This is a genomic window from Streptomyces sp. NPDC050704, from assembly GCF_040654355.1.
Lineage (GTDB): Bacteria > Actinomycetota > Actinomycetes > Streptomycetales > Streptomycetaceae > Streptomyces.
This window is the reverse complement of sequence record NZ_JBFAHW010000076.1, coordinates 1-14,104: the sequence shown is the minus strand read 5'-3', so window position 1 is coordinate 14,104 and position 14,104 is coordinate 1. Positions and strand designations below refer to the sequence as shown.

14 protein-coding genes are annotated in these 14,104 nt (G+C 72.3%); 10 read left to right on the top strand and 4 right to left on the bottom strand.

From position 1 onward, the window contains the following. Window positions 1-14: 14 nt before the first annotated feature. Window positions 15-545 carry a hypothetical protein gene (locus tag AB0I18_RS34520; protein WP_363109619.1) on the top strand — a complete coding sequence of 177 codons (531 nt, stop codon included), beginning with the start codon at window positions 15-17 and terminating at the stop codon, window positions 543-545. 17 nt (window positions 546-562) lie between these two features. Here the strand turns inward: AB0I18_RS34520 and AB0I18_RS34515 are convergent, their stop codons facing one another. Next, a complete protein-coding gene (locus AB0I18_RS34515; RefSeq protein WP_363109618.1) occupies window positions 563-1,429 on the bottom strand; it encodes an ABC transporter permease in 867 nt (288 codons plus the stop codon). Then, a complete protein-coding gene (locus AB0I18_RS34510) occupies window positions 1,426-2,340 on the bottom strand; it encodes an ABC transporter ATP-binding protein (RefSeq protein WP_363109617.1) in 915 nt (304 codons plus the stop codon). The genes AB0I18_RS34515 and AB0I18_RS34510 overlap by 4 nt, the downstream gene beginning before the upstream one ends. A gap of 133 nt (window positions 2,341-2,473) precedes the next feature. Between AB0I18_RS34510 and AB0I18_RS34505 the strand changes: the two genes are divergently transcribed. Together AB0I18_RS34505 and AB0I18_RS34500 are read left to right on the top strand one after the other, a co-directional pair. Then, window positions 2,474-3,685, top strand: coding sequence for a sensor histidine kinase (locus tag AB0I18_RS34505; RefSeq protein WP_363109616.1), 1,212 nt, complete (start codon window positions 2,474-2,476; stop codon window positions 3,683-3,685). After that, on the top strand, window positions 3,682-4,350 hold the full coding sequence (locus AB0I18_RS34500) for a response regulator transcription factor (protein WP_363109615.1): 669 nt from the start codon (window positions 3,682-3,684) through the stop codon (window positions 4,348-4,350). Before AB0I18_RS34505 ends, AB0I18_RS34500 begins: the two co-directional genes overlap by 4 nt. On the opposite strand, the gene AB0I18_RS34495 is transcribed toward AB0I18_RS34500, so the two are convergent. Then, window positions 4,310-5,344: an alpha/beta hydrolase gene (locus tag AB0I18_RS34495; RefSeq protein ID WP_363109614.1), complete on the bottom strand. Its 1,035-nt coding sequence runs from the start codon at window positions 5,342-5,344 to the stop codon at window positions 4,310-4,312. The two genes, AB0I18_RS34500 and AB0I18_RS34495, sit on opposite strands and share 41 nt — an antisense overlap. A 267-nt stretch (window positions 5,345-5,611) precedes the next feature. Here AB0I18_RS34495 and AB0I18_RS34490 point away from each other — a divergent pair, with 267 nt between their 5' ends. The 5 genes from AB0I18_RS34490 to AB0I18_RS34470 all read left to right on the top strand — a co-directional run bounded on the left by AB0I18_RS34490 (window position 5,612) and on the right by AB0I18_RS34470 (window position 10,411). After that, window positions 5,612-7,036: a S1 family peptidase gene (locus tag AB0I18_RS34490; RefSeq protein WP_363109613.1), complete on the top strand. Its 1,425-nt coding sequence runs from the start codon at window positions 5,612-5,614 to the stop codon at window positions 7,034-7,036. A 61-nt stretch (window positions 7,037-7,097) separates the two neighbouring features. Further along, complete coding sequence (locus tag AB0I18_RS34485; RefSeq protein WP_363109612.1) at window positions 7,098-8,282, top strand: damage-control phosphatase ARMT1 family protein; 1,185 nt, start codon at window positions 7,098-7,100, stop codon at window positions 8,280-8,282. Between the two features lie 126 nt (window positions 8,283-8,408). Then, window positions 8,409-8,807: a hypothetical protein gene (locus tag AB0I18_RS34480; RefSeq protein WP_363109611.1), complete on the top strand. Its 399-nt coding sequence runs from the start codon at window positions 8,409-8,411 to the stop codon at window positions 8,805-8,807. Between the two features lie 87 nt (window positions 8,808-8,894). Further along, window positions 8,895-9,551 carry a DUF3105 domain-containing protein gene (locus AB0I18_RS34475; protein ID WP_363109610.1) on the top strand — a complete coding sequence of 219 codons (657 nt, stop codon included), beginning with the start codon at window positions 8,895-8,897 and terminating at the stop codon, window positions 9,549-9,551. Window positions 9,552-9,676: 125 nt separating this feature from the next. After that, window positions 9,677-10,411: an ankyrin repeat domain-containing protein gene (locus AB0I18_RS34470; protein ID WP_363109609.1), complete on the top strand. Its 735-nt coding sequence runs from the start codon at window positions 9,677-9,679 to the stop codon at window positions 10,409-10,411. A 19-nt stretch (window positions 10,412-10,430) separates the two neighbouring features. Here AB0I18_RS34470 and AB0I18_RS34465 read toward each other — a convergent pair whose 3' ends face one another. Then, entirely contained in the window at window positions 10,431-11,714 is a 1,284-nt protein-coding gene (locus AB0I18_RS34465; protein ID WP_363109608.1) for a helix-turn-helix domain-containing protein, read from the bottom strand. 175 nt (window positions 11,715-11,889) lie between these two features. On the opposite strand from AB0I18_RS34465, the gene AB0I18_RS34460 reads away from it, so the two are divergent. Continuing rightward, a complete protein-coding gene (locus AB0I18_RS34460) occupies window positions 11,890-13,074 on the top strand; it encodes a helix-turn-helix domain-containing protein (RefSeq protein ID WP_363109607.1) in 1,185 nt (394 codons plus the stop codon). A gap of 71 nt (window positions 13,075-13,145) precedes the next feature. Beyond that, entirely contained in the window at window positions 13,146-14,024 is an 879-nt protein-coding gene (locus tag AB0I18_RS34455; protein WP_363109606.1) for an alpha/beta hydrolase, read from the top strand. Window positions 14,025-14,104 lie beyond the last annotated feature (80 nt).

The window sequence follows — 14,104 nt, the reverse complement described above, 5'->3', positions numbered from 1 at the left end:
GGGATATCAGCGGCATGGGTGACAGCACTCTGTGGGTGGCCGCGCTGACGGCGGCGACCGCGGTGCTCGCGAGCTGGGTGACCAGCCGCGGCACCGCCCGGGCAGCCCGCATCCAGGCGGAAGCGGCCGCGTCGACCGTGCAGGCGGACCGGCTCCGGGCGGCCCGGCGTGCGGCGTACGTCGATGTCATCGAGCAGGCCCAGCGCATGGGCGACCTCTACTGGAAGGTCACCGACGCACACAACATCGGTGACGCCGACGAGCGCCTCGCCACGCTGAAGGACCTGCGGGTTCGGCTCCGCGGCGAGTACGCCGTGCTGCGTCAGCGCGTCTGGGTGGCGGACCTGGAGGGCCCGCCGGAGGTCGCCACGGCCGCGGACCGGCTCCGCCTGTCGACCGGCGACAACTACCGGGCGCTCTGCGCGATGATCGCCGGTGAGGCGGACGCGGAGGAGCGCTTCCACGCCTGCTACCGCCCGTTCTGGGAGTCGGTCACGCACTTCGTCGGTGTGGCTCGCGGCGCCCTGCACGAGACACGTAGGTAAGGGGTGGGTGAGGGCGGTCACTGGTCGCGCCGCTGCACCGAGGTCACGGCGACGGCGGCCGCCACGAGTGCCCAGGCCGCATAGACGATCCAGGCTCCGGTGACCGTCGACGGGTAGGCGACCGGCAGGTGGTCGACGGCGACCAGACGGTTCCACGCACCGGCCGGCAGCGCGTGCTCGACGACGGCCGACCAGTGGCGGTCGGCGCTGAAGACCAGGGGCAACAGCAGGAGGATCACCACGTTGGCGACCATGGTGGCGGCGCTGTGCCGGATGACGGCGCCCAGGGCCATGCCGACGAGCGCGGCCACCGGTGCGAGGAGCGCGGACGCCACGACGACGCGCAGGGCGCCGGGGTGGTCGATGGAGACGCCGGCGTGCCGTGCGGACAGGACGGCCTGGGTCAGGCCGAAGGAGGCCGCCGAGACGAGCGCGCCGAACACGGTCGTGACGGTGGTCACCACGCACACCTTGGCCGCCATGACCGAGCGGCGGGCCGGGACGGCCGCAAACGTCGTGCGGATCAGTCCGGTCCTGTACTCGCCGACGATCGCGGTGGCGCCGATGGCGCTGAGGGCGAGCATGAGGATCATGGCGGCGTTCGCGGTGAAGGCGATCGACAGCGGGATCCCGTCCCGGACGAAGTCGGCCCGTGAACGCGCGTCCGCCTCCGACCAGTAGCGGTACTTGTCATAGGCGGTGCCCACGTTGAACCCGATGACAGCCAGCGCGCTGACGAGGAAGGCCCAAGGGGTCGAGCGCAGCGACCACAGTTTGGTCCACTCGGCGGCGACGAGGTCGCGGAACCGGGCGCGGGGCTCGGTGACTCGGGCGCGGACAGCCGTGGTCGGGAGGGTCGTCGAGGTGGTCGTCGGCGTGGTCATCGGGGCTCTCCTGCGAGGTATTCGACGCTGTCGGCGGTGAGTTCCATGAAGGCCTCCTCCAGAGAGGCCGCGCTGGTGGTCAGCTCGTGCAGCGGAACCCGGTGGTGGAGGGCGAGTTCACCGATCCGGGCCGCGCTCAGGCCGGTCACCGCCAGCACGTCGTCGCCGTCCTGGCGTACCGCCGCTTCCTGCGCGGTCAGCACAGCCGCCAGCCTGGAGGCATCGGGCGTACGTACGGTCACGCTGCTCAGGCGGGTGCCGCGGGCCGCGAACTCCGTCAGGCTCTCGGCGGCGATCAGCCGGCCGCGGCCGATGACGACGAGCTGGTCGGCGGTGTTCTCCATCTCGGACATCAGGTGGCTGGAGACGAACACCGTGCGGCCCTCGGCCGCCAGCCGCCGGAACAGTCCGCGGACCCACTTCACGCCCTCGGGGTCCAGACCGTTGAGCGGCTCGTCGAAGAGCAGCACCGGCGGATCTCCGAGCAGCGCGGCGGCGATGCCGAGCCGCTGCTTCATACCGAGCGAGAACCCGCTGATGCGGCGTCGCCGCGCGGCCGCGAGCCCGACCTCCTCCAGCACCTCGTCAACCCGGCGGCGCGGGATGCGGTTGGAGCGGGCCAGCACCGAGAGGTGCCCCGCCGCGCTGCGGCCGCCGTGTACGTCGTGGGCGTCGAGGAGTGCGCCGACGTGCCGCAGGCCGCGCGGGCGGTCCCGGAACCGGTGGCCGTCGATGGTGACGGTTCCGTCGGTGGGGTCGTTCAGGCCGAGGAGCATCCGCAGCGTGGTGCTCTTGCCCGCGCCGTTCGGGCCCAGGAACCCGGTGACATGTCCGGGGCGCACGGTGAAGCTCAGGTCGTCGACGGCGGTGGTGCCGCCATATCGCTTCGTCAGTTCGTTGACTTCGATCATGTGGCCCACGGTGCCGTGGGACACGGCCGTCCGGCATCGGGCCGACGGCGACAATCGCGCGGGGCCGGTGTCGACCTGGGGTGTACACCCACGGTCCGATGACCGGCGGGGATCATGTCGATACGATCGGCGCATGCCCGCCACACCGCGAGTCCCCCTGCTCAAGCGCATACCGCCGGGCGTCTGGACGGCGCTGGGCTGGTGCGCGGGTCTTGCGATCACCATGCTCATGCGTTTCCGGTTGCCCGGCCAGGAGGAGGCCGACGCCTATCGCACCGCTCTGCTCAGCACCGCCAAGTGGGAGGGCTGGGCACTCCTCGCGCTGGGCACCGCCATGACGCTGGCCGGCAGCGCCCTGTTGCGCCGTCGGCCGTTGTGGGCCCTGGCCCTGATGCTCGCCGGTTCGATCAGCGGGACGAGCGCGCTGAGCGTGAGCGCGATTCCCCTGCCGCAGTTCCTGGCGGTCAATCTCACGCTGTACTTCATCGCCGCGTCCCGGCCCCGCCGGACCGGGGTCATCGCCGTCTCCATGGCGCTCTTCACGCTCGTCGGCTTCCTGGCCGTCCGGGTGCTGAGCGGGTGGGGCATCGGCACCACGACCGGGCTGATCGTGGCCCTGACGGCCGTCATCGCCTGGCTCGTCGGCCATTCCGCCCACCAGGCCCGGGAGTACGCCGCGAAGTCGCGCGCCCAGGCCGCCGCGCAGGCCGTCACCGCCGAACGGCTGCGCATCGCCCGGGAGTTGCACGACATGGTGGCCCACACCATCGGCATCGTCGCACTCCAGGCCGGTGCCGCCCGGCGGGTCATCGACACCCGGCCGGAGCTGGCGCGCGAGGCGCTCGGCGAGGTGGAGAACGCGAGCCGGGAGACGCTGTCCGGCCTGCGCCGGATGCTGGGCGTGCTCCGCCGGGCCGAACCGGGCCATGCTCCCGAGGCGCCGCCGCTCGATCCCGCGCTCGGTCTGGCGGACATCGACCTGTTGGCCGAGCGGACGACCGCCGCCGGCGTCCGTGTCGAGGTCCGCTGGCGGGGCGAACGGCGCCCGCTGCCGCCGGAGATCGGCATGTCCGCGTACCGCATCGTGCAGGAGGCCGTCACCAACGTCGTACGCCATGCCGGGACCCGCTCCTGCCAGGTGACCGTCGACTGCCAGGATGAGGAGCTGGCCATCGAGGTCCTCGACAGCGGACCCGGTCCCGGCCGCACCGGGGACACCGGCTTCGGTCTCCTCGGCATGCGCGAGCGGGTCGGTCTGCTGCACGGGGAGTTCTCGGCCGCGCCGCGTCCCGAGGGTGGTTTCCGGGTGGCGGCGCGACTGCCCGTACCGGCGGGTGTGCGATGAGCGCCCCCGTCGTACGCGTCGTACTCGCCGACGACCAGCCGCTCGTCCGCGCCGCTCTGCGCATGGTGATCATCGACATCCCCGACCTCGAAGTCGTCGGGGAGGCGGGGACGGGCGCCGAAGCGGTCGAACTGGCCGAGACGGAGCGTCCCGATGTCGTGGTGATGGACATCCGCATGCCGGGCATGGACGGCATCGAGGCCACCCGGCTGATCACGGCGGGCAGCAGTGGCGCCCAGGTGATCGTCCTGACCACCTTCGACGATGACGACTACCTGTACGGCGCGCTGCGCGCGGGCGCGGCGGGGTTCCTCGTCAAGGACATGGCGCTGGACGACATCCTCGCCGCGATCCGGGTCGTGGCCACCGGCGACGGTCTGCTCGCGCCGAGTGTGACACGCCGTCTGATCAGGGAGTTCGCCGACCGCCCGGTGTCCGCCGCGCCCGACGCGCGCACGATCGGGGGGATCACCGACCGGGAACGCGAAGTGCTGGCCCTCGTCGGACACGGGCTGTCCAACACCGAGATCGCCGAGCGGCTCACCATCAGCGTCGCCACCGCGAAGACGTATGTGACCCGGCTGCTCGCCAAGCTGGGTGCCCGGGATCGGGTGCGGCTCGTGATCATCGCGTACGAGGCGGGTCTTGTGGCGTCGGCTCGTTGAGCGGCGCGTCGAGGGAGGCCAGCCAGGTGGTGAGGATCCGGTTGACCTCGTCGGGGCGTTCCTGCTGCACCCAGTGGCCGCAGCCCTCGATCAGGTGCGAGGAGACCAGGCCGGGGAGCGTGCTGGGGAAGGCCTTGATCGCGTCCGCCAGCCAGCCGACGGAGGCGTCGAGTGCACCGGCGACGAAGAGCGACGGCTGGGTGATCGGGGCGCCGTCCCAGTCGGCGAGGTCCTCCCAGTCGCGGTCGACGTTGCGGTAGCGGTTGAGTGCTCCGGTGAGTCCGGTGCGCTCGAACTCGCCGACGCAGAAGTCGAGTTCGGCCTCGGTGAGCCAGGAAGGCGTGGCGTCCGCGAACCGGTCGGCGAGCCTGCCGCCCTTCGGGACGAAGAACGCGCCGCCGTCTCCCGACGGTGGCATCGTGTCGGCCGACAGCGTGGCGTAGAACCCCGTCAGCCACCCCCGCACGTCCGGCTCGATCTCCGCCTCCGCCCGGCCCGGCTCCTGGAAGTAGCCGACGTAGAACTCCTCGTCCCCGCCGATCATCGCGAAGGCGTCGGTCGGCCGCATCCCGCCCCGCGGCGCGTACGGCACGCCGAGCAGTCCGACGGCGGTGAAGACGTCGGGCCTGACCAGCGCGGAGCCGGCGGCGATGGTCGACCCCCAGTCGTGGCCGACGATCACGGCGGTGTCCTCGCCGAGGGCGCGCACGACCGCCACGTTGTCCTCGATGTGCGCCCCCATCCGGTACGCCTCCACGGCGCGGGGCGCCGAGGAACGCCCGTACCCGCGTACGTCGACGGCGACCGCGCGGTAGCCCGCGGCGGCCAGCGCGGGGAGTTGGTGGCGCCACGAGGACCAGAGCTCGGGAAAGCCGTGGACCAGCAGGACCAGCGGGCCGGTGCCCTGCTCCACCAGGTGGATACGGCCGCCGGGGACGTCCACGAGTCGATGCCGGGCGCCCGTCGGCGTGACCGGGCTGGCGGGCTGCGTCATACGTCCTCCTCAGCAGGGTTCCTCGGCAAGGTTCCGCTGATTCCGATCGTGTCGGGCCTTCGACGGCGGGGCGAGCGATGTTGCTGTTTCGGCAACAGCGGCCTCGTTCTCGCGGCGGGCGTGACCGGCGGGTTTTCGCCGACTCCGAACACCAGGCCGGTCCGGTGAACCGGACCGCGTGACGGCACGTACTGAAGGAGGGCGTTCAACTTGCGGGAGCGCTCGCAGGAGTGACGCTGTGTCAGGACAGTCGCACGGGAGCCGTGGATGAGGCATGCACGACGGAACATTCAGCGGATCGCACGGTTCGCCGCCATCGGCGGGCTGGTGTGCGGGGGGCTGATGGTCTCGAGCGCCATGGCGAGCGAGACGCCGGACGGGCCGAACGCTCCGGGCGCCGAGACCCGGGCCGCCGACACGGGCCGCAAGCTCGTCTCGGAGCTGGGCACTTCGCGCACGGCGGGCAGCTGGATCGACGCCGAAGGGCGCCCGGTGGTCGCGGTGACCGACGAGAAGGCGGCGGCGGACGTGCGCGACGCGGGCGCCGTCGCCAAGGTGGTGCCCTACGCCATGAACGACCTTCGTTCCGCCACCGCGACCCTGAAGGACGCGCCCCGGGTGGCCGGTACCTCCTGGTCCATGGACTACGCGTCCAACCAGGTGGTGGTACGCGCCGACAGCACCGTCTCCGCCGCCGAGTGGTCGCGGATGACCAAGATGGCCGAAAGCATCGGCAAGTCCGTGCGCATGGAGCGGATGGAGGGCACGTTCACCCCCCGGCTGAACGGAGCGGCCCCGCTCTTCGGCGGCAGCGGCCGCTGCTCGGCGGGCTTCAACGTGACCAACGGGCAGAACAACTTCATTCTGACGGCCGGACACTGCGGCCCCGTCGGCACGACGTGGTTCGCGGACCAGCAGGCCAACGAGTTGGTCGGGAACACCGTCTCCGGATCGTTTCCCGGCGGCGACTTCTCGCTCGTGCAGTACAGCCCCGGCACCGTGCTGAACGGCGCCGACGTGGTGGCCGTCGGCAACGGCCAGGGCGTACGGATCACCGGAGCGGCCGATCCCGCCGTGGGCCAGAAGGTCTTCCGCAGCGGCAGTACGACCGGGCTCCAGTCCGGCGAGGTGACCGGCCTGAACGCGACGGTGAACTACCCGCAGGGCACGGTCACCGGGCTCATCGAGAGCACGGTGTGCGCCGAACCGGGCGACAGCGGTGGCCCGATGTTCGCCGACGGCCTGGCCATGGGCGTCACGTCGGGCGGCAGCGGGGACTGCGACAACGGCGGTACGACGTTCTTCCAGCCGGTCACCCAGGCGCTGGACTCACTCGGCGTCAAGCTGGCCGCCGACCCCGCGTCGGCCGGCCGGGCGACACCCTCGCCCGGGAACGGCGGAGACAACGGGAGCGCCGCGGGCGGCGACAACGGCGCGGCGGTGCCACCTGGCACGTCGTCGACCGCTCCCGGTGGCGCCGCCCTTCCGGGGGCGATGGGACCGGTGGACTCGGTTCCCGGTGGGCAGACCGACAGCACGACCTCCGCGCTGGACCGGATCTCGGAGTACAAGAATCTCGGTCCCGGACTGTTCGTCATCGCGGGCAGCCTGGTCGCCCTGGTGGCCCTGCGGATCCGCTCGGAGCGGGGACGCAGGCGGTACCGCAACCAGTACGCGCAGAGCTGGGGCTGACCGACGGCTCGCCATGAGGCGCGTGGGACCTCATGGGGAGCACGGGCGGTTTACTGGGAGGATGACGCATCCCAGCCCCGCCCCCGCAGCCGAAGACAGCGCCCCCGTCGTCGTCAGCACCGCCGGCTCCTTCGCCCGGAGCGTGCTGGACGAGCGGCATCCCGCCCTCATCGAGCGCGTACGGCGGGCGACTCCGTATCCGCCCGAGCTGCAGCGAGCCCTGGACACCCTGCTGGAGGAGACCACCAAGGGGGTCGTCGAGCGGCTGGACGACGGCGAACCGGGCGCCGAGCGCTGGCGGGACGAGAGCCACTACGGGCAGCGCTGGACCGATGTGCCGTTCCTGTGGGCGGAGAGCTTCTTCTACCGCAAACTCCTCGCCGCCCTGCGCTACTTCACACCGGGCCCCTGGCAGGGCATCGATCCCTTCGCGCCGTTCAAGGGCGCCGAACTCGCGAGCCCCAAGGTCGACGACGAGCTGTCCGCGCTCGACCGCCTCCCCGGACTCCCCGAGCGGGAGCAGGACCGTACGCTCCTGCTCTCCTCGCTCTGGGGCAACCGGGCCGATCTCGGCTTCCAACTCTCCGCGGGCGCCGAGGGGTTGGGCGAACGCGTGCCGGGACTGGTCGTCGACGACTCGGTGACGCTCTGGGAGGCCCTGGAGACCGCCGAGCCCGGCAAGGTCTGCCTCGTCGCCGACAACGCCGGACCCGAGCTGCTGCCCGACCTGGTCCTCGCGGACCGCCTGCTCACCACGCGCCGGGCGGCCTCCGTCGTCCTGCACCTCAAGCCGTATCCGTACTACATCTCCGACGCCACCACCGCCGACGTGCTCGCCTGCCTGGACCGCATCACCGCGGCGGCCGGGAACGCGGCGGAGATCGGCGACCGGTTGCGGCAGGCCGTCAGCGGCGGCCGGCTGATCCTGCGCACCCACCCGTTCTCCTGCGCCCCGCACCCCTACGCGCGGATGCCCGCCGATCTCCGGGCGGACTTCGCGTCCGCCACCCTCACCGTCATGAAGGGCGACCTCAACTACCGTCGCCTGGTGGGCGATCGCCACTGGCCCGCCACCACGCCGTTCGCCGAGGCCACCGCGTACTTCCCCGGCCCGGTGGCGGCACTGCGCACGCTCAAGTCGGACGTCGTGACAGGGCTGGCGCCGCGGACCGTGGCGGACCTGGACGCGAGCGGCGAGACCTGGCGTACGAGCGGGACGCATGCCCTGATCCAGGTCAGGACCTGAAGCGGCACCGGCGGACACTTCCGGGCGCACGCCGACACCACGCGCGCCTTCGACCACCCGCGGCCCCGACGGCCGATTCACGGGGTCCTCGCAGCGCTGTCACAAGCACCGCATAACATCTGCGTGATGAGCAGGCGGCCGTCGAAGCACACGCACCGCGTCGCACGGCGACGGGACGCGGCACTGTGCCCTGCCCTGGCCCTGCTGCTCGCGACGCTGGCGATGTGCATCGGGTACGTGCCACCGAACGACCGGGCGGAGCGGGTCGCCGCTCCCCTGGTGACCGTCACTGTCACCCCCACCGTCGCGCATCATCGGCTGGGTTCACCCGCCGAGCACGACAGGTGCTGCGGCCTGCCGAACCGCGAGGCGCGGGCGGTGCTGCCCGTGGGCGCGCAGCCGCTGCCCGCCACGCTGCCCCGGATGCCGGTCGTGGCGCGCGCGGCCGCCCCTTCGCCGGTCGCCGTCCTGCCGCCCGCCCGCGGCGCTCCCGATCTCCATGTCCTCCAGGTGCAGCGGATCTAGACCGACGTCCCCGCGACGACGTCCGTCCCATCCCACACCCACCGCCGCCCGACGATCCGGCGCGGCGGGGACAAGGAACGTATCCCCATGAGCAGAACCAGCAAGAAGTCGGCCGCCGCGGCGCGCAAGGAGCGCATCGAGGAGATGCGGCGCACCGAGAAGGCCCGCGAACGCAGAATGCGCATCCTCACGATCACGATCAGCACGGTCATCGTCGCCGGACTGGTCGGCTTCGGCGCGTACGCCCTGGACAACGCCAACGACAAGGACGTGCAGCAGCAGGCGGCGGCGAAGAAGCCCGTCAAGGGCGTGAAGACGTGGGACGCGAAGAAGCTGACCCAGAACCACGTCACGAAGGCCGTGTCGTACCCGATGAACCCGCCGGTCGGCGGCGACCACAACCAGGCGTGGATGACCTGTGACGGCAAGGTCTACACGAAGGCGATACCGAACGAGAACGCGGTGCACTCCCTGGAGCACGGTGCGGTCTGGGTCACGTACAACGACAAGGCGGCGGACGCCGATGTGAAGACGCTCGCCGACAAGGTGGGCAAGACCCCGTACACCCTGATGAGCCCGGTCGAGAGCCAGGCCGGGGCCATCATGCTGTCGGCGTGGGGCGCCCAGCTGACCGTGGAGAAGGCGTCGGACCCGCGGGTTCAGCAGTTCCTCACGAAGTACGTACAGGGCGCGCAGACCCCGGAGCCGGGGGCCGCCTGCACCAACGGGATCGACGCGCCCTGACGGCGGGGTGCCGGGCTCTTCCCGGAGCCCGGCACCCCAGGTGCCCGGCACCGCACCCACCGGCTCCCCGTCTCTGGCAGGCTCGGCGCAGGCACGTCGTTCCGATGCCGAGCAGGAGGCGTGAGATGGAGACGCTCGACTCGCAGGATCCGCTGGCCGTCACGGTGACCGAGGCGATCCGCGGCGGTGACCTGGCGGCGCTCCGGCAGTGCCTCGCCGAGCATCCCGGACTGGCGACCGTACGGATCGTGCGGCGCGGCAGCGGCGCCGGGACCCGCAGCCTGCTGCACATCGCCGCGGACTGGCCGGGCCACTTCCCCAACGGTCCCGCGGTCGTCGCCACGCTCGTGGCCGCGGGCGCCGACCCCGACGCCCGCTTCGAGGGCTCCCATGCCGAGACGCCGCTGCACTGGGCGGCCAGCAGCAACGACGTCCCCGTCCTCGACGCCCTCGTCGCGGCGGGCGCCGACATCGAGGCGCCCGGTGCCGTGATCGGCGGCGGCACACCACTCGCCGACGCCCGCGCTTTCGGTCAGTGGCGGGCGGCGCGCCGACTCGTCGAGCTCGGTGCGCGTACGACACTCCAGGACGCCGCGACACTCGGCCTGCTGGACCGGGTGAAGACCTTCGTCGAGAGCCCCGAGCCGCCGGACCGCGACGCCGTCACCCGCGCCTTCTGGGGCGCCTGCCACGGCGGCCGGCTGGCCACCGCCGACTACCTCCTGGCGCGGGGCGCCGATCTCGACTGGGTCGGCTACGACGACAAGACCCCGCTCGACATCGCCCGGACCGCCGACGCGGACGGGGTGGTCCGGTGGCTGCGGGAGCGCGGCGCGAAGGGACGCGCCGAACTGCCGTGACCCGCACCGGCATCCGGCCCTACGCCCGCCTGGGACGGCCCGGCACGGGCGCGCCGGTCGTGCCGTCCGCCGTGCCCGCTCTTGCCCGCCACCCGGGTGTGTCCGTGTCCGGGGTTCTCGGAGACAGCAGCCAGGTCAGGACGAGCATGGTCTCCAGCCGGCGTTCGGGGTCCGGGCAGGTGCCGTCCGTGAGCTGGGTGATCTGGCGCAGGCGGTAGCGGACCGTCTGTTCGTGGACGTGGAGACGGTCGGCGGCGAGGACCGCGTTGTCGCCGCAGCGCAGGTAGACCAGCAGGGTCTTGAGGAGGGGTTCGCGGCGGCGGGGCGGCAGATCGAGGAGCGGCCCAAGGAGTCCGGCCGCGGCGGCTTCGAGGAGGTCGCCCGACTGGAACGCCGTGAGGAGAGCCACGTGGTCGACGCAGTGCAGCGGCGCGTCGGCGGGCAGGGTCCCCCGCTCGACCAGGTCCAGGCCGCGCCGCGCCCAGCGCAGCGACACCGCGCCCCGGTCGGCCGGTACCACGGGCCCGAGGGCAGCGCCCTTGGCCTTCGGGAGCCAACGCGGCCCGGGCGTACGGGGGTTGGGCAGGATGAGGTAGGGCGCGGCGGGGCTCCGGTCGGCGAGCACCTCGGGCGGCAGGACGTGGGTCTGCGGATGGTCGCCCGGCGGCAGGGCGAGGACGGCGAGGGTGCCGGGCAGCCGCCAGTCGGCCGCCGCGGCCAGCTCGGCGAGCGGCCTGGGCCCGCGCCCGGGTTCGGCGACCAGGGCGTCGCGCAGTCGGTCCCGCTGGATGTCGAGCGGGGCGCGGTGGCACACCTCGGCATACCCGCGCGAGGCCGCCGAGACGGCCGTCCCGATCAGGGCGAAGGTGCCCTCGGTGAGCGTCGCCAGCAGGGGTGCCGGCCAGTGCAGGCGGTACGCGTCCTTGATGAGGCGGCGGCACGCCACCCGCCCCGCCAGGTCGAGGGCGTCCCGCAGGACGTCGAGGGAGCAGCCCAGGCGGCCGTGCCGGGCGCCGATGCGTTCGTACAGGGCGATGATCTCGGCGGTGGCGGCCGGGCTCGGCCGGGTGGCGTCGTGGATCGCGACGAAGCAGCTGACCGTCCGGTCGATGATCTGGCGCACCGAGGAGCCGTACGTGCCGTTGACGACGTGGGTGTAGTGCGGCAGCCCGGTGCGGACCGCCTCCTCCATCTCGTCGACGGCGTCCGGCATGTGCCGCAGCAGCATCCGGCGCATGTCACCCGGGAGTGACGCGGCGTCCTGCGCGTACGTGGGGGTGTACGTCATGGACGTGTATGGCATGGGCGTGTGCGTGGGGGTCAAGGTGCCTCCCGTGAAATCCCGTGGGGCTGGGCAAGACTGGGGGACCCCTGTGACGTACACCAGATTCCGTGCGCGAACCGGGCCCGAAAGTGTCACCCGCCTTACACTCCAGGTCACGACGACTCACCGTGCGGTGCTAGCAAGGGGGTTGGGCATGTCGGCTGCCGACTCACTCTTATGCAGGCGTCCGTGGCACGATCTGCCTCCGGCGCTCGCCCCGCTGCTCCGGGCCCGGCTTCCGGAGCTCACCACGGAGATGGTGCAGGCGATCCGCCGAGAGGTGCGCGGCTACCGGCAGCCGGTCGGCTCCGCCGTCGCCCGGGATCTCGCCGAGGCCGTCCGGCTGGCGGCCACCCAGTTCGCGGAGCTGGTCGAGGAGCCGGACGCGCCGCAGCAGCACTATGTGGCGCGCTTCAGGCGGCTGGGCAGGCTGGAGTACCTGAGCGGACGCGGGATGGACGGACTGCAGGCCGCGTACCGGATCGGCGCCCGGGTGGCCTGCCGCCGCTATGCGGACGTGGCGCGGGACGCCGCGCTGTCGGGTGAGATCGCCGTTCCGCTGAGCGAGGCCGTACTGACGCACATCCACGCGCTGGCCGAGGAGTCGGTGGCGGGCTTCGCGGAGGCGCGGGCCGGGGCGGCCGACGAGGTACTGCGCACGCGCCGCCTGCTCGCCGCGCGGCTGCTGGATCGCCACCGGGATCCGCTCGCGGAGCCCCTCCCCGATCTCGCCCGCCGGGCCGTCTGGCCACTGCCGGAGAGAGTCCGGTGCGCGGTGCTGCCCGCGACCGCCGATCTGACCGGGGTCGACGCGGACGTGCTGCGGGTGAGTCGGGGCGGTGAACTGCATCTGGTGGTGCCCGACGAACGGCTGCCGGCCGAACGCCCCCTGGACGAAAGGGGGTTGACGGTCCTTGAAGGGGCCGGTGCGGCGGTGGGGCCGAGCATGCCGCTGGACGAGGCCTGGGTCTCGCTGCACTGTGCCCGGCTGGGGCGGCGGCTCGGCCGGCCCAGGGCCGAGGAGCACCTCTCGGAGCTGCACCTTCTGCACGGCTCACCGATCGGAACCCTGCTGGCCGACAAGGTACTTGAACCGTTGCGTGCCCTGCCGCCGGGCAAGGCGGAACGCCTGACGGACACGCTCGACGCGCTGCTCGCCTCCAGCGGCCGTACGGCCCCCGAGGTCGCCACCGCGCTCGGCATCCATCCCCAGACCGCCCGCAACCGGCTGCGGCAGCTCGCCGTCCTGTACGGAGAGCGGCTGGCCGACCCGGCCTTCCGGTTCGACGCGCAGCTCGCGCTGCGCAGCAGGTCACAGCGCCGTTCCTTGCCGTCCTGACAAACTTCGGTTCGCAATTAAGCAGTTGGGGCAGAAGCGCCGCTGACGCCTGGTCAGCATGCTCTGGCCGCATGAGACATACCCGCATCCGCATCGCGAAACGAATCGGTCTCTTCTCCAGCGCCGCCGCTCTGGCCGTGAGTGTGAGCCTCCTGCCGCAGGAGGCCCAGGCCGGCCCCGCGGACTTCCCACGGGGCCCCGCGCCCACCGAGCGGTCCATCACCGCCGAGCGCGGTCCCTTCGCCACGGCCCAGACCACGGTCGACGGGCCCACCTTCAACAGGGGTACCGCCTACTACCCCACCGACACCAGCGAGGGCACCTTCGGGGCGGTCGTCGTCAGCCCGGGCTTCCTCACCGCGGAGGGGCTCATCAGCTGGTACGGCCCGCGCCTCGCCTCCCAGGGCTTCGTCGTACTGACCCTGGAGACCAACTCCGTCACCGACCAGCCCGACGACCGGGCCACCCAGATGCTCAACGCGCTCGACTACCTGGTCCAGAGCAGTTCCGTGCGGACTCGTATCGACCCCAACCGCCTTGCGGTGATGGGCCATTCGATGGGCGGGGGCGGCTCGCTCAGGGCCTCCGAGCTGCGTCCCTCGCTCAAGGCCGCCGTGCCGCTCATGCCGTGGAGCAACGACAAGACCTGGCAGACCGACCGGGTGCCCACCATGATCATGGGCGCCGAGAACGACGCCATCGCGTCGCCCGCCTCGCACGCGGAGCCCTTCTACAGCAGCCTCACCGCCGCGCCGGAGAAGGCGTACCTGGAGCTCCGGGGCGAGGGCCACAACGTGGCGCTGTCCGCCAACACGACGATCGCGAAGTACAGCATCGCCTGGCTGAAGCGGTTCGTCGACGAGGACGTGCGGTACGAGCAGTTCCTCTGCCCGGCACCGACACCGAACACGCAGATCGTCGAGTACCGCAACACCTGCCCCACCGGCTAGTCCCGTCCGACACGGCCCGGGGCCTGGCGAAGCCCCGCGGCTGCGGCGTAGGGCGCGCAGGGGTAGGGCAGTTGTAAGGG